The organism is Leptospira ryugenii, assembly GCF_003114855.1.
GTDB lineage: Bacteria > Spirochaetota > Leptospiria > Leptospirales > Leptospiraceae > Leptospira_A > Leptospira_A ryugenii.
This window is the reverse complement of the sequence record NZ_BFBB01000003.1, coordinates 243,286-270,160: the sequence shown is the minus strand read 5'-3', so window position 1 is coordinate 270,160 and position 26,875 is coordinate 243,286. Positions and strand designations below refer to the sequence as shown.

Here is a 26,875-nt window from a genome sequence, read left to right as displayed (position 1 = left end):
CATGTTAGGATTGGGGATTGAATCTAGTTGCGATGAAACTTCCTTAGCCATCATCCAAGATGGAAAGGAAGTCCGGTCCTTTGTGATATATAGCCAAATCGCTGACCATGCGGAATACCGCGGAGTAGTGCCGGAGCTTGCCTCCAGAGCTCATCTGGAAAAGATCAATCCATTATTGGAGACGGCACTCAGAGAGGCAAATATTCAGATTTCAGACCTCAGCTACGTTTCCGTTAGTTCTCACCCAGGGCTTATGGGTTCTCTTCTCATCGGGGCCCAATTAGCACGTTGTATAGCCCTCACTCACCAAATTCCGATCGTTGCTGTGAACCATTTAGAAGCACATTTTGCTGTGATTCGTTTAGAAGAGGAGTTGCCCAACTTTCCTTTGTTAGCTGTTCTTCTCTCTGGCGGAAACTCTTCCATTTATTTATACCATGACTTCGGAAAGATGGAAAAAATTGCAGATACTATGGATGACGCTTTAGGCGAGGCCTTTGACAAAGTGAGTGCTATCTTAAACCTGCCTTATCCTGGGGGACCGCCTGTGGAGAGGCTTGCTAAAGAGTATGCGGAAACGCAAGAAAAAGAAGTAGCCTCCTTTTTCCCAAAACTTTTAAAAGATGCCCCCAGTGACAGTTTAGACTTTTCCTTTTCGGGCCTTAAAACAGCTGTGATGTACCATGTACAAAGACAGCAGTTAGAGATAGATGCGAGGAAAATCTGTTACGACTTCCAAAACTCAGCCTTTGAACTCGTGTTGAGAAATGTAAAAAAAGCGGTCAAAAAAACAGGGATTCGGAACATTGCCTTTGCAGGTGGAGTACTCGCAAATGGAACACTTCGTAACGAGATTGAAACCATTTCGAAACGAGAATCCTGGAGAGTTTTCTATCCAAAGAAAAAAATTTACTGCACAGACAACGGAGCTATGGTAGCTTGCTTAGGATACTATCTTTTCCAAAAGGGGCATCGATCCCCGATCGACTTCCTTGTATCCCCAAAACCAAAAATTGAAGCAAAATTATGAAAAAGAAATTAGCCTGGATTCCCAACACACTTACCTTAGGAAACTTAACATTGGGTTTTGTTTCCATGTTGATCGCCTCGGAGGTTGGTCTTACCCAAAAAGATCCACATGATTTGTTTATTCTCTCTGGAGTGTTCATCATATTGGCAGCACTCTTTGATGGTTTCGACGGAATGGCCGCAAGGGCCTTGGACGCCACGACAGAGTTAGGTGCTGATTTGGATAGTTTAGCAGACTTAACCACTTTTGGAATTGCTCCCGGGTTTTTAACGTATAAGATGTTTCTAGACGAATACAAAATGGATCTCTTCGGAAAGCCTGAGTTTTTTCCCATTGGTATGCTGATTGCTGCTCTCTTTCCGATTTGTGCTGCCTATCGATTGGCGCGTTTCAATGTTGTACATGATCCAACGTACTTCCAAGGTTTGCCTTCGCCAGTCGCAGGTGTAGTCGTAGGAACCTTTCCCCTCGTCTTTCGCCCGGACCAAGTGCCTCTACCTTTGGTCATTGGTTTTTTTATTTGCACAGCTCTCCTGATGGTTTCGACCATTCGTTATTCCAAACCTCAAGTTGCTATCCGCGGGAGGTTTAGTTGGAAAAAGATGGCCATTGTATTTATTGGCTTAGCTGTGCTTCTGGTTGTGGTCAGTCTATACCGCTGGCCATACTTTTTGTATGGGGCAGTTGGCTTCTATGTCTTTTCGGGAATCGTATCTTTTATCATCCATACGATAGAGGAACTGAGAGTTTAAGTTTCTACAGAAAAGAGGTCGAGTAAGTTTGAAATGGTAAAGATGGACTTTACCTCTTTTGACATATGGATAATCTTCACTGAGCCTTCCCTTTCCTTGGCCCAATTATAGGTATGTAGTAGCACTCCAATGCCTGATGAGTCTAGGAAGTTGAGTTCTTTGAAATCAAAGACAATGTATTTGATGCCATTATCCTTTAATCGACTGAGTTCCGAACGTAACGTTGGTGTATCCCGAATCGATAGACTACCAATAAAATGAATTGTAGCGCTATCAGCACTGGCTTTCACCTTAAGTTCGAACATAACCTAAGTTACCATTCTTTTCTCTTCTAGGATAAGCAACCAAAAAACGTTTGATTTTTTTGGACAAGCCACCTAAAAAGATAGCAATGAAAATCAAATTTTGGGGAGTACGAGGTTCAATAGGTTCCCCGATCCGGCCAGAAAGCGTTAAACAAAAAATACAAAAGTTGCTTTCACTTGTTCGCCCTACGGACATACAAAATGAGGAGGGCATTAGGAAATTTTTAGACTCCCTCAGCTTCTCTGCCTCATCCACTTACGGCGGTAATACGACCTGTGTCGAGATCCGAGATAAAGAAAACAATTTGATTATCATTGATGGTGGCACTGGCCTACGGGAGTTAGGAAACCAGATGATGGCACAAGGCTTTGGCAAAAATGGTGAAAGTGCATTTTGGATCATGACTCATACACATTGGGATCATATCCAAGGGATTCCCTTTTTTGTTCCTCTTTTCATTCCATCCAACCAGTTTCATTTTTATTCTTCAGTTGAAGACCTACAGGATAGATTAAAACACCAATTTGTCTTCACACATTTCCCAGTATCCTTTGATCATTATGCTGCTCAAAAAACATTTACATTTATACCAGAAGGTCAGGAATTTTCGCTAGGCCCAAATGTAACGGCTTATAGCAAAGCTGTCCGGCATCCAGGTGGAAGTTTTTCTTATCGTTTTACCGAAGCAGGTAAATCAGTGATCTTTGCATCTGACGCAGAGTTTAACTTGGATGAGATGGAAAATATTGATACCTATATAGATTACTTTAGGGATGCGGATATTCTGGTATTTGATACTCAGTATACTTTTGAAGAGTCATTGCAGAAAATAGACTGGGGTCATAGTTCTGCATCGATGGCGACAGACATTGCCTTGCGAGCAAAGGTCAAAAAGTTAGTCATGTTCCATCACGATCCATCATACGACGATGAGAAATTAGATCTTGTTTACCTTCGCGCATTGAAGTACAAAGAAATGTTTGATCCACATGGAAAATTAGAAATCATTATGGCTCACGAAAACTTAGAATTGGAGATTTAGTTATGGCGAATAAAGGATACATCATTGGTATAGATGCAGGTACGACTGGAATTAGAACTTTCTGTTTCAATGATAAGGGAAAGGTAATCTCATCTGCCTATGAAGAATTCAAACAATACTATCCTAAGCCTGGTTGGGTGGAACATGATGCAGAAGAAATCTGGTCAAAGACACAGAAACTAATCGGTAAAGCGATTCGGTCTGGAAAACTAAACCCAAAGGATGCCGTCACCATTGGGATTACCAACCAAAGAGAAACCTCAGTTGTTTGGGACCGAAAGACAGGAAAACCCATTTACAAAGCAATTGTTTGGCAATGCCGAAGGACTTCTGATATATGCAAAAATTTGAAAGAACAAAGTTTGGAAGGAACGTTTCGCAACAAAACAGGCTTGGTTGTTGACGCTTATTTCTCTGGAACAAAAATCCAATGGATTTTGGACAATGTGAAGGGCGCTCGTGAAAAGGCGGAAAAAAATGAGCTAATGTTCGGAACCATAGATACATGGCTTTTGTACAAACTAACTGGGCATAAAGAACATAAAACAGATCATACAAATGCATCTCGAACTCTTCTCTTTAATATCCAATCCAAAGAATGGGATGATGAATTATGTAAAATCTTACGAGTTCCCAAGTCCATCTTACCTGAGACATTCAACTCTAAGAATTTGTTTGGTTTCACTTCCATGGTTAAAACCTTACCAGATGGTATTCCGATTTCTTCCTTGGTTGGAGACCAACAGGGAGCCTTGTTCGGTCAGTTATGTACTGAGCCCGGAGAAGCAAAGAATACATATGGAACGGGCTGTTTCTTTCTCTTCAATGTAGGTGAAGAATTCCGTATTTCAAATCAAGGTTTGATTACAACTTTGGCTTTAGGCCCAGAAGGCAAAACAGTCTATTGTTTGGAGGGAAGTGTCTTTATCGGCGGGGCTGTAGTTCAATTTTTGCGCGACAATTTAGAGTTTTTCCATGCCTCAAAAGACTCTGAAAAATTAGTGAAGTCTATCAAAGAAAAGGATGATATTGTTTTTGTTCCCGCCTTTGCAGGATTAGGTGCACCCCATTGGGACCAAGAAGCCCGTGGCGCTATTTTTGGGTTATCAAGAGATACGAGCGCAGCGCAAATTACAAGAGCCGCCTTAAAAGCAATTGCACTCCAATCATACGAATTGGCTCATGCGATGGAGAAGGAGACAGGAAAGGCCTTAAAATTTTTGAGAGTGGATGGTGGTGCCACATCAAATGCATGGCTAATGCAGTTCCAAGCAGACATTTTAGGCACAAAAGTGATTAGACCTTCTAACGTAGATACAACTGTGTTAGGTGCTGCTTATCTCGCTGGACTTGAAAGAGGTTTTTTCAAAAGCGTCGAAGCACTTAAAAAATTGGAAACAAAGAACACTGAATTCACTCCCAAAATGAAAGACAAAGAGAGAAACGAAGAGATTCGGAAGTGGAATTGGGCCATAAACCGTGTGAAGACAAATTCTTAAGCTTCGAACCATTGCAAAGCAAATTCAAATGGTTCCTTGCTTTGGGTGATCCCTGCACCAACTAAGAAACGGGCATGGGAAAGATTTGGCAATTCTAAGATTAAATCTTTAGGAAGTCTATGGTAGATGGTGGTTTCTAACTCTTTTTTGGAGATGAACCAATCAAATCGTAAGACTTCAATCCATGCCTTTGTTATAAAATAGATTTTGTTCGCTTCGACCGCATACAATTCAATTCCTGATTGAGTGGTCCATAGATTAAATTTATGTGATGGGATTGGGCTAATGTCTTTGCTTTCTTTGGACTCGTCTTCCATCTCACGATACGTAATAACCTGGTCTTTTTCATAGTAGATGTTTCTAGAAAATTGTTTGTACATTTCCATTTCTAATAGTTCCCATAGTCCTTCGCCTGGTTCTGGTTGTAAGGCTGGAGCGGAGAGGATCATTTGAAATTTATTTTTGGAGACAGATTTTTGGAGTAACTGTCTTAGCTGAGTCGAAAGTTTTGGTAAAGCAAACTTGATTTTCCTTTCATCAAACTGAGAGACAAAGGATTGCAAAAAAGGACCATGCACCAGTGGCAATAATTCCGGGTTGAAAATACTTTTACTTAGGAAATGGGCAAACTCTGCTTCATGGCTAAACAAATTGGAGATGATACTTTGCTCTTCACTTGGTGTACCAGCAAAGAGAATCTTTACCAAACGATATAAATAGTTTTTGCTTTTCTGGTCAAAATAAAGTGATTCTATTTGTTTTAGAATTTCTTCTTCCGAGAAGCTTGGATTTACTATATCTCGCAAAGACAGATACTTTGCGGATTCATACCTTGTCCGTCTATGTTTGAATATCGATTTTCTATCGTTCTGGATAGCTCCAATTTGTATTCTTTCCAAATTTTCAAATTCAAGAAAGAAAGGAATCTTCAAAGAGAGAGGGAAGGGGGATTGATCGACTCTCAAACGTATACTTTCATTTGGTTTCACTACATTTGTATTTTCTGGAATTTTATATGGGAAAGACAATGTTTTATAGTCATAACGATTGTAATATGGTGTGAAGATGGATTGAGAAGGGTAGGTTTGGCGATTCCATTGCAAACGGTATAAAAATCTAGGAACAACAATTGGATCAGAACAGAGAAAGGGGAGTTCTTCTGCTTTGAGTTTTAAGAATGGGTAAAATGGTTCGAGTTTGCTTTGGATTCTTGCAACCGCATCCGCGCTTGCTTTAAAAAAATGGTAGTTCTTTCCTGGGTAGTGGATCAAGGACTTCGTTTGATGAGTTTTTTTTGGATTCGAATGCGAAAAGCTTCCCAATTGTAATCATCTTTAAGTTTTGCAAACTCGTCTTCGGCTCCAAATCGTAAAAAATCAAAGATTTCAAATGATTGCATCCCCACTACTAAGCAAAGGTCAGAAATCACTCTTTCCAATCGCCTTGTATCTTTATCACTAAGGGAAAAGGTGGATTGCAATTCCTTTTCAAAATCTGTGAGTTGTATCAAAGAGCCTACCTCTAGAACGCGGCCACCAGGATGGTTTCTATCTCATTTTTTGGTAACTCTCTTGGCAAACAATCCAAAAATGGGTAGGTTGCAGCAAGAGTTGCGATTCCAGGTAAATCTATTTTTTTTACTTCATATTCTGAGAGCCTTTGGGGGATCTTGAGCTCAAGGTAAATCTTTCTGATTCCTTCCACCGCTTTGATGGCAGCTTCGATTACGGAGATATTGGTGACATCCTCATCCAGAGCTCTTGCAATCATGACATACTTACCAGCAGATGAGGTGAGGTTATATTCCATTACATGCGGAAGGAGTATCGACATAGCTTGGAATATATCTAAATTGGTAATTGTTGTTGTGGATAAAGAAAGAGCATAACAAAGACCAAGCGAACTTGTGGATTGGGCTATGCCTGCGAGTAAACTTGCCGCATAAATCGAATTTTTTGCACCTAAGTTTCTGGGCTCTCGGATGGAGGTAACTATATTTTTTGAAATCAATTCGATAGCGCGGAGAGCCGTAGAAGAAGTGATTTCATTGGCGTATTTGGAAAGAATGCTATCCACTGCCGCTGATAAGATGGCAATACCAGTCTTTGCCGTATCGGAAGATGACATACCCGCACCGATTTTTGGGTCGGCAACAATTAGTTCGGGGAAAGCCCACTCATGGGCAAAGTACTTTCTGTTCTTATCTCGATCATCAACAATCGAGAAAAAAGGAGAACATTCATTTCCTAACAAGGGCTTGGTTGGGACGACAATCACGGGTAGCCCTTTTTTCTTGGGGCTTACCTTACCGGAATACAAATCTTCCGTAAAAAAATCATTTGTTGCGAGTAGGCCAGCAGCCTTGCCAGCATTGATGGATTCAAAAGAGCCATAGGCAACCACACAATCTGCATTTGCAATTCGTAAGAAATGAGCAACTGAGTCTATGTCTTTGAAATGTGCTTTGTCTACGATGTCATCATATATAATAACACCTTCGGAATGTTTCTCTAGACTAGTTTTGATAATAGAAAGTTCTTCAGCGTTTTCTAACTCGCGTTGTGTGGCAATCAATACAACCCTGGAACCTATGTTTTTAACAAAGGAGCCTAGTTTATAACCACAGTCGATTTCGAAGTGTATCTTGGGAGTGAACTGGAAGTTGATCCATTCCGGTAGGACTGGCATACAACTCTCCTAAACTGTTATGGCCGAAGGTGAAAGTTCCCTAATTGAGGACAATGTAAAAGGACCCCCCACCGCCGGTCCTACTTACTGTTGGCCTAAAAAGGTATTTGCGATCTGATCGGAAATTTTATCCAACATCTCAGTTGAGAGGTTGTCATATTCTCCGTTTTTGAGTCTTTCTTTCACAGCTTTGATTTTTTCTGTGCGATCCTCTTCAGGTGGCATAGATACAATCTGTTTTGCGATTTGTTTTACTTCTGATTGCAATTTTGCTTCAGATGCAATTTTCTTTGCAGCATCTGATATTGAAATTGTGTCTACAGGACCTGTGGATTCTGTTTTCGCAGGCGTATTTGTTTTTTTGGATTCGTATCCAAAACCACCTACTCTTCCAACTTTATCGATATTCATAGTATTTGTCCTCTTACTACTTCAGGTATCGGAACTTTCAGAAATTCCCTTAAGCGTTTTTTTTCTATGATTTAGGAGAAAAACAAATTCGCCTTTTGCCATTGGGGGTGCTGAAACCAAAGCCTCGGGGTTTGGGTAGAGTTTGATTTCTTCATAAGGCTTTGTCAATTCTCTTCCTACCATGATTTCAGTATCGGCAAATAGCTCTTGGAGTAGAGGGTACAACCTAGGTAATTTATGAACTGATTCATAAAAGACGACCAATCCTTCGGTTTTTTGAGCTTCCTCCAATTCTTTTCGCTTTTTGGAAGGTTTCTCTGAGAGAAATCCCAAAAACAAGGTAGGATTGGTTTGGAACCCAGAGACCGAGAGGAGGGCCGAGAGAGCAGAGGCTCCTGGGACTGGTACGACTGGCAAACCTGCTTCCCGCACCACTCTGACAAGGCCTGAACCTGGATCGGATATCCCGGGTGTGCCCGCATCGGATACCAGAGCAAAGGACTTGCCTTCTTTGATTCCCTTTAGAATGGATTGGTAGGGGGTATCGGAAAGGTCTTTGTAGAGTGGCCAAACCTTTGCTGTGACTCCAATTTGTTTTAAGAGTTTTTGTGTCTCTCCTTGGGATTCACAAAGAACAGCTTCTACCTCTCCCAGTACATCGATGGCCCGGAGGGTGATATCTCGCGGGTTCCCAATGGGGGTTGCCACAACGTAAAGGAAGCCAGTTTGCTTAGGGGCCAATGAATTGACACCCTACACGTTTGACCCCAGAAGGACATGGGCATCCAAGTGCCTCTTTTCCTGCTTCCAGGCAAGGGTTGCATGCTGTTCCAACCGGACAAGCCAGCGGACTTGAGCAATTGGCAACAGAGCAAGTTGCGCTATTGCAACCAGAACCGACAGGGCAAAGAGAAAGTGGGGGCGTACCTGTATTGACAGACTCCGCTTCATAGCCACCTGCACAGGCGGAGACGGTAGCCGAGGGATTGGAAATGATGCCATTGTTTAAAAAGGAACGAAGGGTAAAGTTATACACCTGGCACCTTTGGAACGGGTAGGTCCCTGGGGGAGGGATTTGGTACCGGATCCGTTTGGTGATCACGTTTTGTGAGGCGGTGGAACTCTGGAAAGGAAGGTGAGGGAAACTTGGCTGCACACCATCTTCCAGCCACTCTCCTGAGATGGTTTGGATGATGGAAGGTGTGGCTGTTGTGATGTATAGATTGTATCCGACAAACTGAGGTTCGCGGTTCGTCACATAGTATTTTAGTAAAAACTCTGGGCGCGGGTTAACGGTAAAGTCTGTTAGGTTTGTTTGGAAGGTATCGGTAATGTTATTATTTACACGGATGACAGCCAAAATTTGGGGAACCCCCGCTGGAACCAAAAATACGAAGGGTGCCACTGGAGTGTCTGTATTCGTCCCACAACGAAAAAAAGAGAGGAAAGATAGGGCGACTAGACAGAATGGATGTAGGAGGGTAGCTCTCATCGATCTCCCCTCCAAGATTTTAGGAATTCAATCTATGGGAATCCAAAAAAAATTACTCTTTACGAGCCTTGCGCTACTGGCCCTATTTTTCATCACAATGTTTTTAACCTTCTCCAGTGATGAAGAAGAAAACAGAAGGAAAAAAGACCAAAATTCTAAGGCTTTGGCCTATTTACTCCAAGGAAACTCTGGTGAAAAGAACCGAGCCAATCCCCTAGGAGTCCGAGATGAGAATGCCGACTCGATTTTCGATTCTGATTACTTTAAATCTGGGGCAATGCGCTACGAAGAAGAGGTCGCTGCACAAGCAGGGCAAGAGGGTGAAATCCCCATCAATCCTGCCACAGGTAAACCCTATCCTGCAGAAGCCATGGAGTCGTTTGACGAGCTGAGAGAATTGTTCCCTGAAAACGATTTGATCCCAAGAAGAATGACACAGGAAATGAGAGCAAAGCAGGAGCAGTTCAATAACAAATTGAGTGCCGCAACGAACAATGTTTTTGGTGGAAGTGCAACACCTGATGATGTCAAATTTTATTATTCACATGTAAAAAAACAAGGCAATGATCGTTTGGAAATCATCAATTATTTAATCGAGAGCCAAGGTGGTGATGACCCTGAAATGGATAAAAAATTTCAGGAGATATTGAGTAATATCAAATTCCAAAATGAGCAAGTTGACAAAGAGATGGCCCAAGCCTACCAAAAAGCAGGTATTCCAACGCCTTAATCTAAACCAGAGAGGATCGGATAACGGTAGCTAGTTTTTGGATCAAGCCCGTACCGGTCCAAATGAAAAGAAGGTGCCAAACGTTCACGCTTCCATTGTGAACTTTGGAAGAGTTTTTGGAATCGTTCAATCTGTTTTTTGAGATATTCTCTTTCAAAATTTGGATACAAATCAGAAATCCGCTTGAGACAGTCTTGAGAGGAAAGGCCCAGACCTACAAAACTTTCCTCAATGGATTGCAAAAGAGGATAGGGCATGAGGTCTCTTTCATCTTCTTGGTGCTCGTGGAGAGGTCTCAATTCTGCTGTAGGTCGGGTATTTCGTAGGAGACGTATGCTCTCTCTGGCTTGGATATAGCGATTTTTACCTGCCAAAATATCATCAAACCATTGTAAGATGAACTCTTTGCTCACCCCACTGATCGGACAAAGCGAACCAGAGGCATCTCCATCCATGGTCGTATAACCAACGCTTGCTTCACTACGATTCCCTGTCGAGATAAGTAAATGCCCATTCATATTTGCTAATAACCAGATGAGAGGCGAGCGGACCCGCGCTTGGATATTTTGCAAAGCTAAATCATCCTCCGCCCATGTTAATTCTCGCTTCATTACGGATTGGATGAGTTGGAGAGAAGTTTCTACAGCAGAGTCAATCCGAATGCTATGGTATTCGCAGCCTAATTCTTTGGAGAGTGTTTCTGCAATATGTTCTGTAATTTCAGAATTATTATCTGTTTTTTGGTATAAAGTGACCAATAGATTTTTTTCATTGATACCAAGGTTTGCAAAAATACTATCCCCAAGCTCTTCTTTTGCAAATCGTTTCATAGAATCAACTAATATAGCACAGGCGGCACTATCAGCACCTCCGGATAAAGAGAGGGTGTATCCTTTTGTTTTTGATTTTCGTAAGTAGTCAAATAAGCCAAGTGAGACGGCTCGAGTAAATTCTTCGAAAGGGCTCAGTTCATCGGCCAAAATTTCGCTTGTTGTTTGGTTTCGGAAATCTTTGACTTTTGGTTTGTTCCATTCTCCTAAGTTCAGGACTGGGATGCTCTCTCTGACAAAAGAATCCGTGTGCGAGCGTTTCTCTCTTGCTTGGCCTCCGCGAATTTCGGAAAGTGAAGTCACAAAATTGAGTACGGAATGTTCCCGAAAGGAAAAACGCTCCCCTTCTTTTTGTAGGCGACCATGTTGGCAGACAAAGGCTCCACCATCATAAATGGCACGTCCCGCTTCGTTTCCTTGTAAATTGGTGAACACGGTGACAATTTGGTTCGAGCGACTGGTTTCGGAAAAGATCCGGTGGCGGATTTCTCGTTTCCCTAGAGCAAAGTGGGAAGCACCTGGAGAAAACAATAGGTCCAATCCTCTTTCGGCATATTCATGCGAGAGTCGTTTGGACACCCAAGAATCTTCACAGATTTCTAAAGCAAAGCGAACTCGGTTGGAGACAAAGAGAAAATGCCCAAATGGGATTTCGGTCTGCAAAGCACCTTCTAGCCCGAATTCTGGTATGTACCTATCGTCTATCCTTTGCAGTGGGCTATGGAACCAACGTTTCTCGTAGTGGATACCAGTGTTTGCTAGATGGATCTTTGGAACAAGTGCTTTGATTTGGTTTTGGGAAAGTACGGCTACACAGTTATAGAGAAAACCAGAGTGAAAGATAGGCAATCCAACAAAAACAGTCCGACCCAATGTAAAAGGCAAAAGTGCCAAAAGGCTCTTCCATGACTCCTCCCAAACGGATTCACGATAAAAAGCATCTTCACAACCATAACCAGAAAGGCAAAGTTCTGGAAATAAGATGAAATCAGCTCTCTCCGTTGCTTTCGATTGGAGGGCTTGTATGACCAACTCTCGATTCCGTCGGAAGGCAAGCGGAGTTGTATTCAGTGTGACAGCAGAAATGTGTAGCTCAGTCATGCGCAGAAAAGACCTTTGCGTAAAGTCTTTCTGAGGCACCTCGATTATCCAGCACAAACTGCTTATTTTTTTGGCCTAGGGATGTGCTCCGTTCATCGGAGTTTAAAAAATTTCTCAGTGTGTCGGTAAATTCTAAGTTGCTGTGTACAACTTTTAGACCACCTAATCTCTGCATAATGATAGCTTCTGACGCATTTGTGATCTTTGGGCCGGTAAAGAGTGCCAAACCAAAGGCGGCTGGTTCCAAGGTATTGTGAATGCGGTGGTGGAATCCTCCGCCGACATAAGCAAAACGTGCATATTGATAGGCAAAGGCAAGAATCCCCATCTCGTCTACCAAAACAAATTGTGGTAACTTTCCAGACACCAATGTTTTTAGCTCTGAGAAGCGTTTCACTAGACCATATCTTTGAAGCTTTGCGGAAAACTCTGACATCCGAATTTCTTCCCATTTGTGTGGGAAAACCCAAAACGATTTGTTTTGTATTTCTTCTTCAGGGATTTGCGAAAGGGAAGAAAGAATCTTTTCTTCACAACTGGGATAGGTGGAACCAAAACAAACCAAGTTCTTATTTCGAAAAGAATCTGAAAATTGTTGAATCACTTGAGAGAAAGATTTACCTGGTTTTCCCTTTTCCAATTTTGCGAGTATGGTATCAATCCTTGTGTCACCAAGCGCTTGTATCTCTGTCCCTCGTGGAGCAATATTTGAAAATAAAGGTGTGAGAATTTCGTTTGTTGGGTAAATCGCTGTAAAGTAGGAGAAGGTTTTTTTGGTTAGGAGCAAAGAAAGCCCTTTTAATCGAGAAGAAGATTCCGAAAGAGTCGCCGAGGCAAGGTAGACATCTATAGAAGATTCATGGCAAGACTTGACTAAATTGGGCCAAGTATCCCAGGCAAAAATACATAGAAAGAGGGGTCTCCATTTTTTTAGAATCAATTCGTAAGCATTGGGTAAATCAAAAGGAAGTCGAAAACAAAAATCAAAATTTGGATCTTGTAAATGTTTATCCAAAACACTATCGGAATAATAGGAAACATAGACTTGAAGAGAAGGGTCTTTTTGTTTAACTACACTTGCAAAGGCCCTCACTTGGTCAAGTTCACCGACACTTGGGCCATGCAACCAAATCGTCTTTTGGGAAGGCAGAATGTCCATAGACCCTATCCGAGTTTGGTCGGTGTTTCTATCTTGTATTAGTTTACGGACCTTAGGTGAAAATAGGGCCAGAATTTGAATCAAAAAGAAAGCAAGATAAACCAAACAATTATAGAAAAAAAAGATCAATTATTTTTACCCCAATTGTCTTTGATTTCAGCACCAGGATAGGTAAAGGTTGAGGTATCTATGACAAACGTTAGATTGTCAAAGCAAAGGTGAAACGCACCTTTTTTTTGCGTCGTTCTTGTCGCTAAGTGAAATCCCTTCACCGATACAGGGATGGATAAACTTTGTAATAATTTTGCATTCTTTGCAGGAAGGTTGATGGGAACTTCCAATCGTCTCCAACCTACAAAATTAAGCATACCCAATGGTAGATGGATATCTTCTGATTTCTTTTGCGAAACGAGTAGCTCTAAATTGATGTGGTGGCCTTCAGAATAGACCCAAAGAATCGCCTGTATAGGAAGCCCAGTTGGCAATAACAAAGGTTTTGCGGGCCTTATATCCCAATGGTCAGTTTTGGGATTTTCAACAAATGATTGGATGAGGAAAGAGGTTTGGTTTTGGAATCCTTCGTAGCCGTACTTTTGGTAAACGGCTTTCTCCTTAGGAAAGGCAGTGGAGTCAGATAGAAATGCTGAGAATTGAGTATGTGCCAAAAAGGAATCGGATCTGTAAAAGGCCCAAGGCCGATTTCCTTCAAAATCTTCGGCAACGAATAAGACATAGTTTCTCTCTTGCGCTAGGGTTTGGTCGAGTAAGATTACCCTTCCTTCTTCATCTTGGTCCCAGGGTCTTGGTGCTCCTCCCATGGGTGAGACCAAACTCAGAAAAAAATATAAAACCAGTATGAATTTTTTTACGGTTGGATTCATTTCTCAATTGCATAATGACGAATACATGCCATCCTTTCTAATAACGGAATTTATCGCATTAGGTTAAGGTCTTTTCCATGGCCAAGAAAGATAACATAAAAATTTTTACGACGGCACTCCTTGTGGTGCTACTCATTTCTTCGATTTTCCTGGCATTTGTCTACCGGAGTGAGATTTACCAGAAAATGCAAGCGATGGACAAGGGGGCAAAGGATGCTGTTCCTGATCGTTTGATAGAACGAGAAGAAAAGAAAGAGACAGCTACCCTTCCGAAATCGGAAACCAAAGTGGATGCGCCACAACCAAAACAAAATGATTTAGCAGAGATTCCCTCCTTTGAAGAGATGGAGCCCGACAACTCCAACCGCAACCAAACCTCAGTCTCCGTAACCCAAGCGGCAAAAACTAAAAAACAAAAAAAGACGGAGTCCTCTCAAGTTGAGACCCAAACTCCAACCGAGCCCGAAATCAAAATCGAGAAAGTCCCACAAAGAGCCACTCCAGAATCTCTTCCCAAACAAACTGCCCTAACAAACCAAACAAAGAAAAAAAAGACAAAGCAAGTTGTCCCATCGGTAGTGACTACTTCACAGCAAAGTTCTAAGAAAAAAACAAAAGTCGTAGCTTCCACACCAAAAAAGAATCCAAAACCAGAAAGCAAATCGCCCTCCTTAGAAGCTAGGATACAAGCTATCGAAACCAAATTGTCATTGCAAAACGAAAAGAATGACAAACGTTTTACGGACATTGAAACACGTTTGGATCGATTAGAAAAATCACTATCCGCCCCTTAGTCTTGTCCGAGTTCTTCCAACGCTACCAGTCCATCAACGAGAGAATGAAAGCGAAGTTTCCCCTGCGGGACTTTGCCATCATTGCCGTTTCCAAAACCAAAGAGTATCCGATTGTCAGAGAAGCTTACCTCCAAGGCATACGTATCTTTGGAGAAAATTATATCCCAGAAGCCACAGAAAAATTCCAGAGACTATTTTCTGAATTTCCAAATGCGAAAGATGAAGTTCAATTGCACCACATTGGGCCTACCCAAACCGGCACCTTACGTAAGTTATTTCCTCTATTCACAGCTACCCATGGGGTAGCATCCTTTTCCACTTTAAAAGAACTGCTGAAGAGGGCAGAAAAGGAGCAAACATCCATCTCCTATTTTTTACAATGTAACATCAGTGGTGAAGAAACAAAACATGGATTTTCCTTTGAAGAAATCCTCATGGCGAAAGAACAGTCTGTACCGTTTGAAAATCCATGCTGTAAATTTTTAGGCTTTATGGGTATGGGTCCTAGCAGCGGGGACGAAACAGAAACGCGAGCTGCTTTTTTACGATTGGCACAATTCCGAGACCAATCTTTTCCCGATAAAAAACTCTCGATGGGAATGAGTGGAGATTTTGAATGGGCAGTGGAATTAGGATCCAATTATTTACGAATCGGCTCCTTAATTTTTGGAGAAAGAACGTATGGCTGAACGCATTGGTATCATTGGTCTCGGGAAAATGGGAGAGGCAATCGCAAGAAGCCTCTATGCACGCACACAATCACAAGTTTTTGGCTATGATCCCTTTACGAAAACCAGACAGCCCTTCGTATCCTACCAAAACTCGATTGCAGACTTGGAAGCCGTAGCTGATGTCTTGGTTGTTGCCGTTAAACCAGCTGACGTAACGAAGGTGCTAGGTGAATGTAAACAGCCAAAAGTATTTCTTTCCATTGCAGCAGGTATCTCTGTAGAAACAATGCAATCCGCCTCTCCTAAAGGGAGCCAAGTGGTGAGGATGATGCCAAATTTACCTCTCCTTGTTGGGAAGGGTGCCATCGGCTATTTTACTACATCCAAATTAGATGATTTGGTTTCTTCTGTCTTTTTTGGGCTAGGGCTCCTTGTTAAGGTAGACAAAGAGGCACACTTGGATGCCATCACTGGGCTCTCTGGCTCTGGACCTGCCTTTGTCTTGAGTTTTTTGCAAGGATTGGCTGAAGGTGGACTGAAGGAAGGTTTGACTTATTCCCAAAGTTTAGACCTCGCCTTACAAACGATAGAGGGTAGTATCAGCTACTTTAAACACCTAAAAGAAGAAGACCCAAACATTCATCCCATGGAGGTCCGCAATTGGGTCACCTCACCGGCGGGGACAACCATACACGGATTGGATGCTTTGGAGAGAGCTGGCTTTATGACGGCAGTGCGAGATGCTGTGGCTTCCGCCACGAACCGGAGTAGAGAGTTGGGAAAAGGGGGATGATAACGGTTGCGCGGACAGGATTCGAACCTGTGGCCTTTGGGTTATGAGCCCAACGAGCTACCAGCTGCTCCACCGCGCGGTGTAATGTCCAGGTTCTCTGGGATGGGCTTTTTCGTCAACCTTTTATTCCCTGATTGCTCTAAACATAGGAAAAGATCGCTGAAAAATTAGACAATTAGGGAAAATCTTACTTTACAAGCCTTTGCTAAACGATGTTTTATTCATCAACCTCTAAAGGGAAGGTGCGGATTGTCATTCAAGGATAACACGGACATAGTTTTTGAACATTACGAAAAGAAAATCTATGACCAAAAGCAGCTTCTAGAGATCTCGCGGGCCCTCAACTCGACGCTCGACTACAAATACCTAATTGATGCGATCTTAAATATATGCCTAGCGCAATTGCAGACCTTGCATGCTGCTATGTATCTAGAGCCAGAAATTGACCTTGGCATTTTCAAACTAGAGCCACAGTCGACAAAAGGTTTTGAGCTTTCTTTTGAAGAACAGAATTATGAAATCAAAATGGACACTTCCCTCATCCATTTTTTTGAAGAGAAGACAAAAGCCATTACGATGGAGCAAATCTCAAAAGTAGAGTCTCTCCAAGATTCTGCGGATTTGCAATTCCTCAAACGCCTTGGTGCTGAAATCATCGTCCCCCTCAATGCAAAAGGAAAGGTAAATGGCCTCCTTGTTTTGGGAGAAAAGATGACTTCGGAAGAGTTTCTCGAAGATGAAAAAGAATTTATGACTACTTTGGCCAATCTAGCGGGGATTGCTGTTGAAAACGCAAGGCTCTACGAATTGGCAACGGTGGATATGATGACTGGCCTGAAGATCCACCACTACTTCCAAACCAAGCTAAAGGAAGAGATGGAACGCTGTCGCAAAAAAGGGACCAAACTTTCCCTACTATTTACAGACGTGGATAAGTTTAAGGTCTTCAACGATACCTATGGCCACCAAGCAGGCGATGTCGTCTTGATTGAAGTGGCAAGACAACTCATCAATGCTGCCCAACGCCACCACATCCCAGCAAGGTATGGTGGAGAAGAGTTCTGCTTAGTGATGCCAGGAGCCTCGGAAGAAGAAGCCTTTGCAAAAGGCGAAGAGATCCGCAAAGCAGTAGAAGCAATGGTTGTCAAAAACCCAAATGATGGCTCTGACCTTAAGGTGACACTTTCTGTTGGCATTTCTTCCTTTCGTTTGAGTGACCGAAACAACAAAGACCTGATTGAGAGGGCAGACAAAGCTCTCTACCAGGCAAAACATTCTGGTAGGAACCGGACAATTTGTTATAAGGAATAGAGAAACTGCCGATGTTTGGGATATGGCAGAAGCACTTTCGATCGTATCTCAACCTTCTTCAGACCAAGAGGCCCTTCGTGCAAACATTCGTGAAAGAGCACTCGGTATGGCAGCTTTTGATTTTCAGCCCTATTCCTGCTTCATTGAATACAAAAGCAAAGATGAGAAAACGGGCATTGAATACCGAGATTGTACGGTAGACTATACAAGATGCCCCAATCGAAATTGTATCAAAAAACTTGTATAGGCAGTTTCCTTTGTTTCCTTTTAAGCCTCTACTGCCAAAGCCCTCACAAACCTAAATACCAATTTTCCTTACCAGAAGAAGGCCGCCTGGGTTTCTTCCAAACGGAAAGCTTTCCTTCACACATCCTTTTGCACGGTTTTCAGAACCAAGCTAGCCACGAGAAAGTATCTGCTCTCTGGGACAGTGGCTCTAGCCAAAGTTTCTGGAATGGGAAGGAGACTTCCGAAGAATGGAAACTCGTATGGGAGGGTAGAGAATACACATTCCCTAGTTTCCTTCAAGTCTTTCCCAAACAATTTGATCTTGTGATCGGCACAGATTTTTTCCACAAAACATGCATTCTATGGTCTGATGAGAAGATCTACGTATATGAATCGCAGGCTAGTTTTTGCAAAAGACCCGATGTTTTCCTATCCCTTGCTTTAAAATTCATTCAGGTCAGGGAGCGAGATGGGCACTACTATACACAGCTAGAAAAGGAAGGCCAGAAAGTAGAGGCGCTTTTAGATACAGGAGCAAGCTTTTCCATACTACCCGAAACGCTCTACCAAAACAGAGAACTGATAGAGTCAGTGACGGTACATTTGCCTAGAGGAGAAACTCAAACCCGTTCTCTCTTTAAAACGAAGGAATCCATCTACTTCCAAACGACGAATGGAGAATTATTCTCTAAGCAGATACCATTATTTTTGGGTGGAATTTCAAAGGATGGCAAACAAGCTGGAAAGGAAGGCCTTTGGGTCATCGGGTTGAACGCCTTATCGCAATCTCCGGTGTTTTGGGATTTTTCCCGTGCTCGTGTGGCTTTTTACCTTCAGTGAGGGAAGATATGGCAAACAAAGGCAAGATCATCGTAGCTATGAGTGGGGGAGTCGATAGTGCTGTGGCGGCAGGGCTTCTCATGGAAGAAGGTTACGATGTGATCGGAGTGAATCTTAGAACTTGGGAATATGAAGCTCCCGCCTGTGACACCACAAAAAAATCCTGCTGTTCCCCTGAGGACATCAGGGATGCTAGGGACGTTGGATTGTCTCTCAATATACCTTTTTATGTGATCAAAATGGAAAAGGTATTTGGAGAAAGGGTCATCAATCGATTCATTGAAGATTATAAAGATGGACGAACACCTAACCCTTGTGTTGAATGCAATACTTTTGTGAAATTTGGTGCATTATTTGAACAAGCTCAAAAATTAGGTATTGAAAAGATAGCAACTGGTCACTATGCACGTACGATTGAGATCAATGGAAGATATGCCATCCAAAATGCAGTCGATGGAAAGAAAAACCAGGCGTACTATTTGTACGGATTGAGCCAAGAAAATATAAAGAATACGGTTTTCCCTTTGGGTGGTATGATTAAAGAAGAGGTCAGAGCTCTTGCATCTCGAATGGGGCTTCCTGTTGCGAATAAACCAGAATCCCAAGAGATATGCTTCATTCCCGAAAATGATTATAGGAGTTTTTTGAAAAAGAAGGGAGTGCAATTCACACCTGGCTTTTTTAAACTCAGAGATGGCAAAATCATAGGCAAACACCAAGGAAAGGAAGGCTTTACCATAGGACAAAGGAAAGGATTAGGGATTGCATGGAAAAATCCTCTCTATGTACTTTCGATTGAGGACGATGGAACAGTAGTCTTAGGTGAGGAAATCGAGACCTACTGTGAGTCTTTTGTCTTGGAAGATATTTGCTACCAAGCGCAATCAAAAATGGAAAGGGGTGAAACTCGCGACATGATGGTGCAAATCAGATATAGAAGCCAGCCTGTTCCCTGTAAGGTGACCTCCCATGGCGAACTTTGGTCTGTGCAATTTTTAACGAATGTGCGAAGTGTAACACCTGGTCAATCTGCAACCTTTTACCCTGTTGGTGGTGATTATCTTTTGGCTGGCGGAATCATTCAGAAAGGATCGATCACTTTCAAGGAAGTAGAAAACCATTTGGATCTTGCGAATCATATAGGGTAGGTTTGATTGAAGTCAGTCGCTGAAAAAACAATACTTATCATTGGTGGTGGGGACCTTCAGCTTCCAATCATCCAAACTGCCAAAACAATGAAACTTCGTACCTTAGTCGCAGATATGAATCCAAATTCCATCGGATTTCAGATTGCCGACGAAAAAATCATCATGTCCACAAAAGATGTAGAGGGTATGGTTCGTGAAGCCAAACGGTATCTCCAAAACAAACCGATACATGGTGTGATCACTGCTGGGACAGACGCGTCTATGACAGTTGCAGCTGTTGCCTCCGCTGCTGGTTTACCAGGTATACGTTTTGTGGATGCCGAAGCTGCCTCAAATAAAGTAAAGATGAGGCAACGTTTGAAGGAACACTCTGTACCCATCCCTGCCTTTGCTCCCGTTTGGTCACTGCAAGATGCAAAAGATGCACTTGCTTTTTTACAATTTCCTCTCGTGATGAAACCTGCTGACAATATGGGTTCGCGAGGGGTGATTAAGGTTAACCATAAGGATGAAATACCCCAAGCTTTCCGCCATGCAAAACGATTCTGTCCCACGGGGGAGCTCATTTTAGAGGAATATATGGAGGGGCCCGAATTATCGGTGGATGCTTTAGCATTCAATGGACAGATTCGGATGACAGGCATTGCCGATAGGATCATTGAACGAGAGCCTTATTTTGTAGAGATTGGGCACAATATGCCCTCCGCACTTCCCAAGGAGATTTTAGCTGAGGTCGAAAGGGTGATGGTTGCTGGTATGAAGGCCTTGGGCATCAACCTAGGTGCAGGAAAAGGTGATATCAAAGTCACAAAGACTGGAGTGAAAGTAGGTGAAATTGCTGCTCGTTTATCAGGTGGTTATATGTCGGCTTTCACCTATCCTTTGTCAACTGGTGTGAATTTAAATCGGGCGGCTTTACTCATAGCACTTGGTGAGACACCGGACAATCTTGACCCAGTGATCGAAAGAGTATCGATTGAGAGATCCCTCATTGCCAATCCAGGAAAGTTAGTCAATGTCCAAGGTGCTGAAGATGTAAAAAAAATTGATGGTGTAAATGCGATCTTTCTCCAATCCAAACCAGGAGATCTCATAAAAGAGCCAACAAACAACATCGAAAAGTCAGGACACGTAATCATTACAGCAAATACCCTCGCAGAGGCGGAGGCTATCTTTCAGAAAGTAAAAGATACCATTCGCTTCGAAGTGGACGATTTGTATTCCGTAAGCGAAAAAGAAGTCAATGATTTGGCAAGACAAAGGTTTGGAAAGGACATTTGTTGGGTTTGCAAGGTTTGTGATGGAGTCAATTGTGCTTCTGGTGTGCCTGGTATGGGTGCAGTGGGCAAGATGGACACATTCCAGGATAATTATTCTGCTTTGCAAGAGTTTCACATCATACCAAGCTATATTCGCGAACACATTGTACCTGATATTCGATCTACCTTCCTTTCGTTTCCGTTGGCTACTCCGATTATGGCAGCTCCCATGACAGGAGTTGGGACAAATATGAATTATGTAATGTCCGATCTCGACTATGCCCAGATCGTAACGAGAAGTTTTCAACAAATTGGCTCCTTGGCTTGGTTAGGAGATGGTGCTAGCGTCGACAAATATAAGGTGATGATTGAGGCACTGAAAAAAGTCGAAGGAAAAGGCATCCTGATTTGCAAACCGAGAGAGGACGAAGCTCTCCTACTTGAAAGAATGTTGGAGGCAGAGGCGGCAGGCGTTTTTGCCTTGGGAATGGACATTGATGCCGTTAACTTTCGTACGATGGCAAACAAAAACCTAGGAAGCGTTGCGAGAAACATTGAACAATTGGCTAAAATCCGAAGCCGAGTGAAAGTTCCCTTCCTATTGAAAGGTATATTAAGTACGGACGATGCAAAATTGGCTTCCGAGTTCGGATTTGATGCAATTGTTGTTTCCAATCATGGGGGTAGAGTGTTAGATGGTCTACCAGGGACAGCTAGAGTATTGCCTGAAATTGTGGAAGCCGTGAACGATAAACTTCCAGTTTTAGTGGATGGTGGCATCAGAAGTGGAATGGACGTATTTCGGATGTTAGCTCTTGGTGCAAAGGCTGTGTTAATTGGTAGACCTGTAGCCATCGCTGCGGTCGGAGGGGAGGAGGCTGGACTTCGTTTCCTTTTAAACCGTTACACCGAGGAGCTGAAGCAGAGCATGAGCATTACGGGCGCAAAAGACCTTTCCATGATTTCCTCTAAATTCCTGAGACACAAGTATCGGAACTAATAGATGAATAAAGAGATCATAGATCCGGAAGGGATGATTAAAGTCATAGCCGCTTTGTTTGGTAAACTTCCGGTTTATATGGTCGTTGGCACAAGGGAAACCCCTATAAAGATCATAGCTTTAAAAAACAAAGCACTAGTGATCAGCAACAATACTCCCATTGCAAATAAAAGTCGTATTCTCACTCTTGTGCACAACGGAAGTAGGTTTGTTTCTCAATTTACCTTAGTAGGTGGAGATGGCCAAGGTATCGAAATCTTACAACCTTTGAAGATAACGATCGTTCCTGCAACTAGACAAGGTGCAAGGGTTGATCTCGCCAAGTCTGGTGGTTCTAGCCTCACAGTTACAAATTTAATCAATGTTTTGGATGTCTCGAAAGCAATCGGCTTTGATGATAAAAAAGTAGATGCAGTGCTATTGAATTTTCGAACAAAACTTTCAAAAATATTTCCATATTCTTCCATCTATTTAACAAGTAGAGCAGACAACCGACTTCGATTGATGCAACATTATGAAAAGCCAATTTACATCGTTGATCGCAAAAACAAGTCTACTGCAAATCCGATGTACCTTCCATTTGATGAGTATTTAAGAATTTTCGAAACTTCTAAATTGCCAGATGAGTTAATCTCAGAGATTTGTGTGCCCATTCGTTATAAGGGTTACATAAGTGTCGGTTATGTCCAAATACTTTCCCATAAATCATTCGAGCCAGAGGTATTTGACCAAATGTCAATGTTTTCTGGAACATTGGCGAAAGAGATTATTGCGACAGGAGTCTTCCAAGAATCCAAAGAGCAGTGTAGCGTTGTAGATTTAAGTGCTGGTGGTATCAGTTTTATCCATGCACCAACACGAGCATTTAGTCGTAACGTCACGATGAATGGCACAATTATTTTTGACCTAATCCTCGGACCTAACGAAAAAGCTACATTTCGGAGCATCATCAAAAATATCCGAAATCAAGAGACCAATTACCGCGTTGGATGTCAGTTTTACAATCCAACGGAAGAAGACACTCGGATCTTGGAGGAATTTTTGGGAAAAAATTCTGAGAAAGAATCAGGAAATGGCAATCACCCGGATGAAGAAGCAAAGGAGGATAGTCCTCCACAAAAAGATGTTTCTGAAATCCATACTACACAGGAAGAGAAAGAGATTTCGGAATCATCAGAAGAGTGAAGCCATATTCTAGTTTTGTACCTGAAAAATATCATAATTTTCCTATATTAGAATATTTACACCTAAGGTTTCCTTACTATTCCGCATCGGATTGGGGCCGCCACTGCCATGAGGGACGTGTAAAACGAAACGGTTATGTTCTTTGCGCAGACGATTTTGTCTTGAAAGGGGATTTGATCTCCTACACTCCAGAAGATAAAACTTTCTCCGAACCTACTGTAAATGCAAAGTATAAAATTCTCTATGATTCTCATCAATTTTTGATTGTAGATAAACCAGCCAACTTACCTGTCCACCCTGCAGGCAAATATCGGACACAAACCTTACTAAACTTCCTAAAGGCAGATTTGAATTCAGAAGAAATTTTCCCTGTGCATCGACTAGACAGAGAGACTTCGGGGATCATGGTATTTGCAAAGAACAAAGAGTGGCAATTGTATCTCCAATCTGCCTTTGAAAAAAGGCTCGTGAAAAAAGAATATGAGGTTTTAGTATATGGAAAATTTCCAATCGAGTTAGAAGCCATTGGCTTTATCGGAAAGGAAGAGAATTCCATTGTAAGAAAAAAGCAAAAATATTCGCCGTATGGCTTCCCAAATTCGAAAGAGTCAGAAACTCACTTTTCATTAATTCATTATTCACAAGAGAAAGATATTTCACATCTAAAGGTGTATCCACGAACAGGTAGAGTTCATCAAATACGAGCTACTCTGTATAGTTTAGGCTATCCAGTACTTGGAGATAAACTATATGGTAAAGACGAATCCTTTTTTCTTAGCTTTGCAAAAACAGGTGATACAAGTGGGTTTGTAGAAAGCTTAGGGCATACCCGTCAGGCCCTACATGCCACCTATTTGGAGTTTGGCGACAATGTATCTGATCATAAATATTCTTTCCATCTGCCTTTTCCAGATGAGCTTTCATTACTTCTCAATTAAATGTACTATGTCCCATTCTAATTTTTAAAAAACCTTCCAGGAGTTTTCCCCTTTGTACCGACTCTTTTCTTAGAAGAGAAGGAGGCTTTTGCAAAGGATGGCAGGAGCAAAGAGATTATTTAAAGACGAATCTAAATTCGTCATGGGTGAATTTTGGACCGCAAAACAGAGACAAGGTCATTCACTCCATCATACAGTTAGTTACCGAGCATCGTTTAAGCCAGAGTTACCTTCTTTTTTTATGAATCAATATCTAAAGAAAAAGAAATCCAAGGTCTTAGATCCATTTGGTGGCCGTGGAACAACAGCTGTTCAGGCAAACATAGAAGGTCACGTTGCCGTTCACAATGATATCCATCCGCTCTCGATTTTTTTGGCACAATCTAGACAAATCGTACCTCCATTAGAGGATTTGGACAAAAAATTGAAATCTTTGGATCTGTCGGGTACCTATACAGAAGAAGAAGGTGATGAAAGATTACTTGCTTTTTATCATCCGAAAACCTTAGCAGAGATCAAAAAATTTAAAAAATACCTTAAAGAAGACCATAGTCCTGAAATGCAATTTTTAGGACTTATCGCCTTATCGAGATTACATGGTCATAGCACTGGGTTTTTTTCGGTTTATACCTTCCCACAGGTTTCCATACCTTGGGAAGCCCAGAAAAAAAATAATCTTAAGCGAAACCAAGAGCCGGAGTATAGAGAGATTAAACCTAGAATTTTTCAAAAAATGAAACGAGATTTAGCCGAACCTCTACCTCCATTTTATCATGAATTTTCAAAGAACAATGCATACATTTTGTCCTCAGCGAATGCAATGGAAAAGATCGAATCTGATTCTATTGATTTGATTGTGACTTCACCTCCATTTTTGGATAAAGTTGACTATGAAGGTGACAATTGGCTAAGGCACTGGTTTTTGGATATTCCCAAAAATCAGGAACGAAAACTGAGTGTCTTTAGTAGCCATGCTGAATGGAACAGTTTCATTGCTCAAACCTTGAAAGAGTCAAGCCGCGTTCTAAAGAAAGGGGCGCATATGGTCATGGAAGTTGGGGAAGTGAAAAAAGGTAAAGACATTCTAAATTTGGATGAAGATGTCGTACGGATGGCAGAGGGCACTGGATTACTCTGGTCAAAAACATTCATTCATACCCAACAATTCACCAAGCTGTCCAATTGCTGGCAAGTTTCGAACAATGAAAAAGGAACAAACTCAAATCGTTGTGTCGTTCTCCAAAAAAGATAGTCTAAAGAATATGAAGTTTATTTTACTCTCACTTGTACTGGCAGTCTCTTTGCCAGTTTCTGCTCAATTGGCAGACCATCCGATTTCACTTTCTGTAAAAAAGAAACAAGATGGTACATTTGAATTGAATCTTGATTTGCCACAAGGGTATGGATTCCAAAAGGAAGCTCCACATAAAATTCTTTTGGCGGGGAAAGACGGTTTGGAAGTGAAAAAAGCAGACTTAAAATTGCAAGGGCCTACACATCCTCAAAAATTAGAATATTTTGAATATGTTAAACCACTTCCATTAGCCTTAACGGGTAAAGGAAGTTTGGAAGTGAATGCTAAACTTTTCTATTGCAATTTCAAAAAGAATATCTGTATACCCGCGAAATTGAACCAACAAATCAGTGTGCCTTGATCACTCAAGGCCGCTAGTAACAAGTTGCTTTAAATCTTTTCTCTGGATTTGGTATAAGAAAAAGTAACGTCCACCAATCGAGATATTTTTATCCACGATCTTTCCTTCTTTTGAGATTTCACGTAATTCTTTTTTGCCTTTCTCTGACAAGATGGGTGGTGCGTAAGTTTTCAAAAGATTCAATGACTTTTGCTCTGCTATGGACCTTGCCTCATTTAGTCGTGCATCCGAGTCAGATAACACACTCGAAACGGCAACTTGGAATAAAGACCCAGTAATAAAGCCTTCTTTTGCTTTTGTGAACTCAATCACCTCGGGAGAGTTTTCATTGATTTCTTCTTTCGTTACTATCGTTTCCTGTGGTTTTTTGTCTTCCTGTTTAGGGGCCGACTTACACATGTTCGCTGTTAGCATCAAAAGACTGAAAAGCATGAAGAAATTAAGGACGTGTATTTTTTTCATCAGGGATACTCTCATTTTTGTATAACAATGACTTTGGTAGTTCTGTTTGCAAAACCTTATCATAAAGATTTTTCTGGATCAGGCGAAATAGGAAAGCACATTTTGTCTTTGAGGAGTAATCTTCCTTATACAAAAACATAGATTGGAAAAACCAGCCAAAGCTTTGGATGTATTGTTTGTTTTGCTCCGGAAGCGTTTTTGTCATTGGTTGTGGAGCCACAGTGGTCGCATTTGGACCAACATTTGTCATGGAATTTGTCACAGTGTTCGATCCTGGTGAAACTGTGGAAGCTTGGGAGATGGGACTTGAGTTTGCCACTGAGGTTTGGCTTTGGGAGAGTCTTGCTTGGCCTATTTTTGTTTTCGCGTAGGTTTCAAACCCATCTCCCCATTGGTATTGTTCGCGGTGCACGTCTAGTAAAAATGGCAGAGCCAGTTCTTCTTTTTTCAAAAATGCATTTTGTTTACAGGTTTCTCTGCTTTGGCGTCCAGAGAGTTCCAGGTTGGGGTAGGGGACTTCCACCTTTACTTGGAAAAACTCACGGGAGATAAAGCCTTCATCGGATTCGTTTTGTAAGGCGTGTTCCACGAGAAGGGGATCGGCTGGTTTGAAAGTTCCACAATATGTGACAAAAACCAGAAAAATTAGAAGTTTACGGTTCATTTTCCT

Annotated in this window: 29 protein-coding genes and 1 tRNA gene; 17 read left to right on the top strand and 13 right to left on the bottom strand. The window is 41.9% G+C overall.

From position 1 onward, the window contains the following. Position 1: 1 nt before the first annotated feature. Positions 2–1,030, top strand: coding sequence for a tRNA (adenosine(37)-N6)-threonylcarbamoyltransferase complex transferase subunit TsaD (gene tsaD, locus DI060_RS05645; RefSeq protein ID WP_108974621.1), 1,029 nt, complete (start codon positions 2–4; stop codon positions 1,028–1,030). Then, complete coding sequence (locus DI060_RS05640) at positions 1,027–1,782, top strand: CDP-alcohol phosphatidyltransferase family protein (RefSeq protein WP_108974619.1); 756 nt, start codon at positions 1,027–1,029, stop codon at positions 1,780–1,782. Before tsaD ends, DI060_RS05640 begins: the two co-directional genes overlap by 4 nt. Here DI060_RS05640 and DI060_RS05635 read toward each other — a convergent pair. Continuing rightward, positions 1,779–2,087, bottom strand: coding sequence for an STAS domain-containing protein (locus DI060_RS05635; RefSeq protein WP_108974617.1), 309 nt, complete (start codon positions 2,085–2,087; stop codon positions 1,779–1,781). The genes DI060_RS05640 and DI060_RS05635 overlap by 4 nt on opposite strands. 86 nt (positions 2,088–2,173) lie before the next feature. On the opposite strand from DI060_RS05635, the gene DI060_RS05630 reads away from it, so the two are divergent. Together DI060_RS05630 and glpK are read left to right on the top strand one after the other, a co-directional pair. Further along, complete coding sequence (locus DI060_RS05630) at positions 2,174–3,130, top strand: MBL fold metallo-hydrolase (protein WP_108974615.1); 957 nt, start codon at positions 2,174–2,176, stop codon at positions 3,128–3,130. A gap of 2 nt (positions 3,131–3,132) precedes the next feature. Continuing rightward, on the top strand, positions 3,133–4,629 hold the full coding sequence (gene glpK / locus DI060_RS05625) for a glycerol kinase GlpK (protein WP_108974613.1): 1,497 nt from the start codon (positions 3,133–3,135) through the stop codon (positions 4,627–4,629). Here glpK and DI060_RS05620 read toward each other — a convergent pair. The 6 genes from DI060_RS05620 to DI060_RS05595 form a co-directional block, all read right to left on the bottom strand. Then, entirely contained in the window at positions 4,626–5,900 is a 1,275-nt protein-coding gene (locus DI060_RS05620) for a flagellar motor switch protein FliG (protein WP_108974611.1), read from the bottom strand. The genes glpK and DI060_RS05620 overlap by 4 nt on opposite strands. Continuing rightward, entirely contained in the window at positions 5,897–6,139 is a 243-nt protein-coding gene (locus tag DI060_RS05615) for a hypothetical protein (RefSeq protein ID WP_108974609.1), read from the bottom strand. Before DI060_RS05615 ends, DI060_RS05620 begins: the two co-directional genes overlap by 4 nt. 11 nt (positions 6,140–6,150) lie before the next feature. Further along, positions 6,151–7,317, bottom strand: a complete 1,167-nt coding sequence (locus tag DI060_RS05610) for an iron-containing alcohol dehydrogenase (protein ID WP_108974607.1) — start codon at positions 7,315–7,317, stop codon at positions 6,151–6,153. Positions 7,318–7,401: 84 nt separating this feature from the next. Continuing rightward, complete coding sequence (locus DI060_RS05605; RefSeq protein WP_108974605.1) at positions 7,402–7,728, bottom strand: flagellar biosynthesis anti-sigma factor FlgM; 327 nt, start codon at positions 7,726–7,728, stop codon at positions 7,402–7,404. Between the two features lie 21 nt (positions 7,729–7,749). Beyond that, positions 7,750–8,469, bottom strand: coding sequence for a 16S rRNA (cytidine(1402)-2'-O)-methyltransferase (rsmI, locus tag DI060_RS05600; RefSeq protein WP_108974603.1), 720 nt, complete (start codon positions 8,467–8,469; stop codon positions 7,750–7,752). Further along, positions 8,459–9,220: an LIC11073 family putative lipoprotein gene (locus DI060_RS05595; protein WP_108974601.1), complete on the bottom strand. Its 762-nt coding sequence runs from the start codon at positions 9,218–9,220 to the stop codon at positions 8,459–8,461. The genes rsmI and DI060_RS05595 overlap by 11 nt, the downstream gene beginning before the upstream one ends. Before the next feature lie 34 nt (positions 9,221–9,254). Here DI060_RS05595 and DI060_RS05590 point away from each other — a divergent pair, with 34 nt between their 5' ends. Continuing rightward, complete coding sequence (locus DI060_RS05590) at positions 9,255–9,950, top strand: LIC_20245 family lipoprotein (RefSeq protein WP_108974599.1); 696 nt, start codon at positions 9,255–9,257, stop codon at positions 9,948–9,950. On the opposite strand, the gene nadE is transcribed toward DI060_RS05590, so the two are convergent. The 3 genes from nadE to DI060_RS05575 form a co-directional block, all read right to left on the bottom strand. After that, complete coding sequence (nadE, locus tag DI060_RS05585) at positions 9,947–11,881, bottom strand: NAD(+) synthase (RefSeq protein ID WP_108974597.1); 1,935 nt, start codon at positions 11,879–11,881, stop codon at positions 9,947–9,949. The genes DI060_RS05590 and nadE overlap by 4 nt on opposite strands. Continuing rightward, complete coding sequence (locus DI060_RS05580; RefSeq protein ID WP_135355002.1) at positions 11,874–13,040, bottom strand: 3-deoxy-D-manno-octulosonic acid transferase; 1,167 nt, start codon at positions 13,038–13,040, stop codon at positions 11,874–11,876. Before DI060_RS05580 ends, nadE begins: the two co-directional genes overlap by 8 nt. Before the next feature lie 125 nt (positions 13,041–13,165). Continuing rightward, entirely contained in the window at positions 13,166–13,921 is a 756-nt protein-coding gene (locus tag DI060_RS05575; RefSeq protein ID WP_108974593.1) for a flagellar filament outer layer protein FlaA, read from the bottom strand. Between the two features lie 77 nt (positions 13,922–13,998). On the opposite strand from DI060_RS05575, the gene DI060_RS05570 reads away from it, so the two are divergent. The 3 genes from DI060_RS05570 to proC are packed head-to-tail and all read left to right on the top strand — an operon-like array spanning position 13,999 to position 16,179. Beyond that, positions 13,999–14,715 carry a hypothetical protein gene (locus tag DI060_RS05570; protein ID WP_108974591.1) on the top strand — a complete coding sequence of 239 codons (717 nt, stop codon included), beginning with the start codon at positions 13,999–14,001 and terminating at the stop codon, positions 14,713–14,715. 44 nt (positions 14,716–14,759) lie between these two features. Beyond that, a complete protein-coding gene (locus DI060_RS05565; protein ID WP_108975656.1) occupies positions 14,760–15,404 on the top strand; it encodes a YggS family pyridoxal phosphate-dependent enzyme in 645 nt (214 codons plus the stop codon). Beyond that, positions 15,397–16,179 (top strand): pyrroline-5-carboxylate reductase, encoded by a 783-nt coding sequence (gene proC / locus DI060_RS05560; RefSeq protein ID WP_108974589.1) that lies wholly within the window; start codon positions 15,397–15,399, stop codon positions 16,177–16,179. Before DI060_RS05565 ends, proC begins: the two co-directional genes overlap by 8 nt. Before the next feature lie 6 nt (positions 16,180–16,185). Here the strand turns inward: proC and DI060_RS05555 are convergent. Next, positions 16,186–16,258 (bottom strand) — tRNA-Met (locus DI060_RS05555). 170 nt (positions 16,259–16,428) lie between these two features. On the opposite strand from DI060_RS05555, the gene DI060_RS05550 reads away from it, so the two are divergent. The 9 genes from DI060_RS05550 (at position 16,429) to mpl17 (ending at position 25,743) form a co-directional block, all read left to right on the top strand. Then, a complete protein-coding gene (locus DI060_RS05550) occupies positions 16,429–17,490 on the top strand; it encodes a sensor domain-containing diguanylate cyclase (protein ID WP_108974586.1) in 1,062 nt (353 codons plus the stop codon). A 22-nt stretch (positions 17,491–17,512) separates the two neighbouring features. Further along, on the top strand, positions 17,513–17,737 hold the full coding sequence (locus DI060_RS05545) for a hypothetical protein (RefSeq protein WP_108974584.1): 225 nt from the start codon (positions 17,513–17,515) through the stop codon (positions 17,735–17,737). Beyond that, positions 17,701–18,558, top strand: coding sequence for a pepsin/retropepsin-like aspartic protease family protein (locus DI060_RS05540; RefSeq protein WP_135355001.1), 858 nt, complete (start codon positions 17,701–17,703; stop codon positions 18,556–18,558). Before DI060_RS05545 ends, DI060_RS05540 begins: the two co-directional genes overlap by 37 nt. An 8-nt stretch (positions 18,559–18,566) precedes the next feature. Continuing rightward, positions 18,567–19,706, top strand: a complete 1,140-nt coding sequence (mnmA, locus tag DI060_RS05535; protein ID WP_108974580.1) for a tRNA 2-thiouridine(34) synthase MnmA — start codon at positions 18,567–18,569, stop codon at positions 19,704–19,706. A gap of 6 nt (positions 19,707–19,712) precedes the next feature. Continuing rightward, the gene (locus DI060_RS05530; protein WP_108974578.1) at positions 19,713–21,965 is read left to right on the top strand and encodes an alpha-hydroxy-acid oxidizing protein; all 2,253 of its coding nucleotides are present in this window, start codon (positions 19,713–19,715) and stop codon (positions 21,963–21,965) included. A gap of 3 nt (positions 21,966–21,968) precedes the next feature. Next, positions 21,969–23,150 (top strand): PilZ domain-containing protein, encoded by a 1,182-nt coding sequence (locus tag DI060_RS05525; protein WP_108974576.1) that lies wholly within the window; start codon positions 21,969–21,971, stop codon positions 23,148–23,150. Next, complete coding sequence (locus tag DI060_RS05520) at positions 23,147–24,088, top strand: RluA family pseudouridine synthase (RefSeq protein WP_167836927.1); 942 nt, start codon at positions 23,147–23,149, stop codon at positions 24,086–24,088. The genes DI060_RS05525 and DI060_RS05520 overlap by 4 nt, the downstream gene beginning before the upstream one ends. Positions 24,089–24,185: 97 nt before the next feature. Beyond that, positions 24,186–25,340 carry a DNA methyltransferase gene (locus DI060_RS05515; protein ID WP_108974571.1) on the top strand — a complete coding sequence of 385 codons (1,155 nt, stop codon included), beginning with the start codon at positions 24,186–24,188 and terminating at the stop codon, positions 25,338–25,340. A 10-nt stretch (positions 25,341–25,350) separates the two neighbouring features. Continuing rightward, on the top strand, positions 25,351–25,743 hold the full coding sequence (mpl17, locus tag DI060_RS05510) for a cell surface protein MPL17 (RefSeq protein ID WP_108975654.1): 393 nt from the start codon (positions 25,351–25,353) through the stop codon (positions 25,741–25,743). Here mpl17 and DI060_RS05505 read toward each other — a convergent pair whose 3' ends face one another. Together DI060_RS05505 and DI060_RS05500 are read right to left on the bottom strand one after the other, a co-directional pair. After that, complete coding sequence (locus tag DI060_RS05505; RefSeq protein ID WP_244594294.1) at positions 25,744–26,205, bottom strand: lipoprotein; 462 nt, start codon at positions 26,203–26,205, stop codon at positions 25,744–25,746. It abuts the gene before it with no gap. Then, complete coding sequence (locus tag DI060_RS05500; protein ID WP_108974569.1) at positions 26,183–26,869, bottom strand: hypothetical protein; 687 nt, start codon at positions 26,867–26,869, stop codon at positions 26,183–26,185. The genes DI060_RS05505 and DI060_RS05500 overlap by 23 nt, the downstream gene beginning before the upstream one ends. Positions 26,870–26,875 lie beyond the last annotated feature (6 nt).

Bases quoted from the DNA above. Each gene is read 5' to 3' on its own strand.
- tsaD (WP_108974621.1), top strand. From the start codon at position 2: ATGTTAGGATTGGGGATTGAATCTAGTTGCGATGAAACTTCCTTAGCC.
- DI060_RS05640 (WP_108974619.1), top strand. From the start codon at position 1,027: ATGAAAAAGAAATTAGCCTGGATTCCCAACACACTTACCTTAGGAAAC.
- DI060_RS05635 (WP_108974617.1), bottom strand. From the start codon at position 2,087: ATGTTCGAACTTAAGGTGAAAGCCAGTGCTGATAGCGCTACAATTCAT.
- DI060_RS05630 (WP_108974615.1), top strand. From the start codon at position 2,174: ATGAAAATCAAATTTTGGGGAGTACGAGGTTCAATAGGTTCCCCGATC.
- glpK (WP_108974613.1), top strand. From the start codon at position 3,133: ATGGCGAATAAAGGATACATCATTGGTATAGATGCAGGTACGACTGGA.
- DI060_RS05610 (WP_108974607.1), bottom strand. From the start codon at position 7,317: ATGCCAGTCCTACCGGAATGGATCAACTTCCAGTTCACTCCCAAGATA.
- DI060_RS05605 (WP_108974605.1), bottom strand. From the start codon at position 7,728: ATGAATATCGATAAAGTTGGAAGAGTAGGTGGTTTTGGATACGAATCC.
- DI060_RS05595 (WP_108974601.1), bottom strand. From the start codon at position 9,220: ATGAGAGCTACCCTCCTACATCCATTCTGTCTAGTCGCCCTATCTTTC.
- DI060_RS05590 (WP_108974599.1), top strand. From the start codon at position 9,255: ATGGGAATCCAAAAAAAATTACTCTTTACGAGCCTTGCGCTACTGGCC.
- nadE (WP_108974597.1), bottom strand. From the start codon at position 11,881: ATGACTGAGCTACACATTTCTGCTGTCACACTGAATACAACTCCGCTT.
- DI060_RS05580 (WP_135355002.1), bottom strand. From the start codon at position 13,040: ATGGACATTCTGCCTTCCCAAAAGACGATTTGGTTGCATGGCCCAAGT.
- DI060_RS05575 (WP_108974593.1), bottom strand. From the start codon at position 13,921: ATGAATCCAACCGTAAAAAAATTCATACTGGTTTTATATTTTTTTCTG.
- DI060_RS05570 (WP_108974591.1), top strand. From the start codon at position 13,999: ATGGCCAAGAAAGATAACATAAAAATTTTTACGACGGCACTCCTTGTG.
- DI060_RS05565 (WP_108975656.1), top strand. From the start codon at position 14,760: ATGAAAGCGAAGTTTCCCCTGCGGGACTTTGCCATCATTGCCGTTTCC.
- proC (WP_108974589.1), top strand. From the start codon at position 15,397: ATGGCTGAACGCATTGGTATCATTGGTCTCGGGAAAATGGGAGAGGCA.
- DI060_RS05545 (WP_108974584.1), top strand. From the start codon at position 17,513: ATGGCAGAAGCACTTTCGATCGTATCTCAACCTTCTTCAGACCAAGAG.
- DI060_RS05540 (WP_135355001.1), top strand. From the start codon at position 17,701: ATGCCCCAATCGAAATTGTATCAAAAAACTTGTATAGGCAGTTTCCTT.
- mnmA (WP_108974580.1), top strand. From the start codon at position 18,567: ATGGCAAACAAAGGCAAGATCATCGTAGCTATGAGTGGGGGAGTCGAT.
- DI060_RS05525 (WP_108974576.1), top strand. From the start codon at position 21,969: ATGAATAAAGAGATCATAGATCCGGAAGGGATGATTAAAGTCATAGCC.
- DI060_RS05515 (WP_108974571.1), top strand. From the start codon at position 24,186: ATGGCAGGAGCAAAGAGATTATTTAAAGACGAATCTAAATTCGTCATG.
- mpl17 (WP_108975654.1), top strand. From the start codon at position 25,351: ATGAAGTTTATTTTACTCTCACTTGTACTGGCAGTCTCTTTGCCAGTT.
- DI060_RS05505 (WP_244594294.1), bottom strand. From the start codon at position 26,205: ATGAAAAAAATACACGTCCTTAATTTCTTCATGCTTTTCAGTCTTTTG.
- DI060_RS05500 (WP_108974569.1), bottom strand. From the start codon at position 26,869: ATGAACCGTAAACTTCTAATTTTTCTGGTTTTTGTCACATATTGTGGA.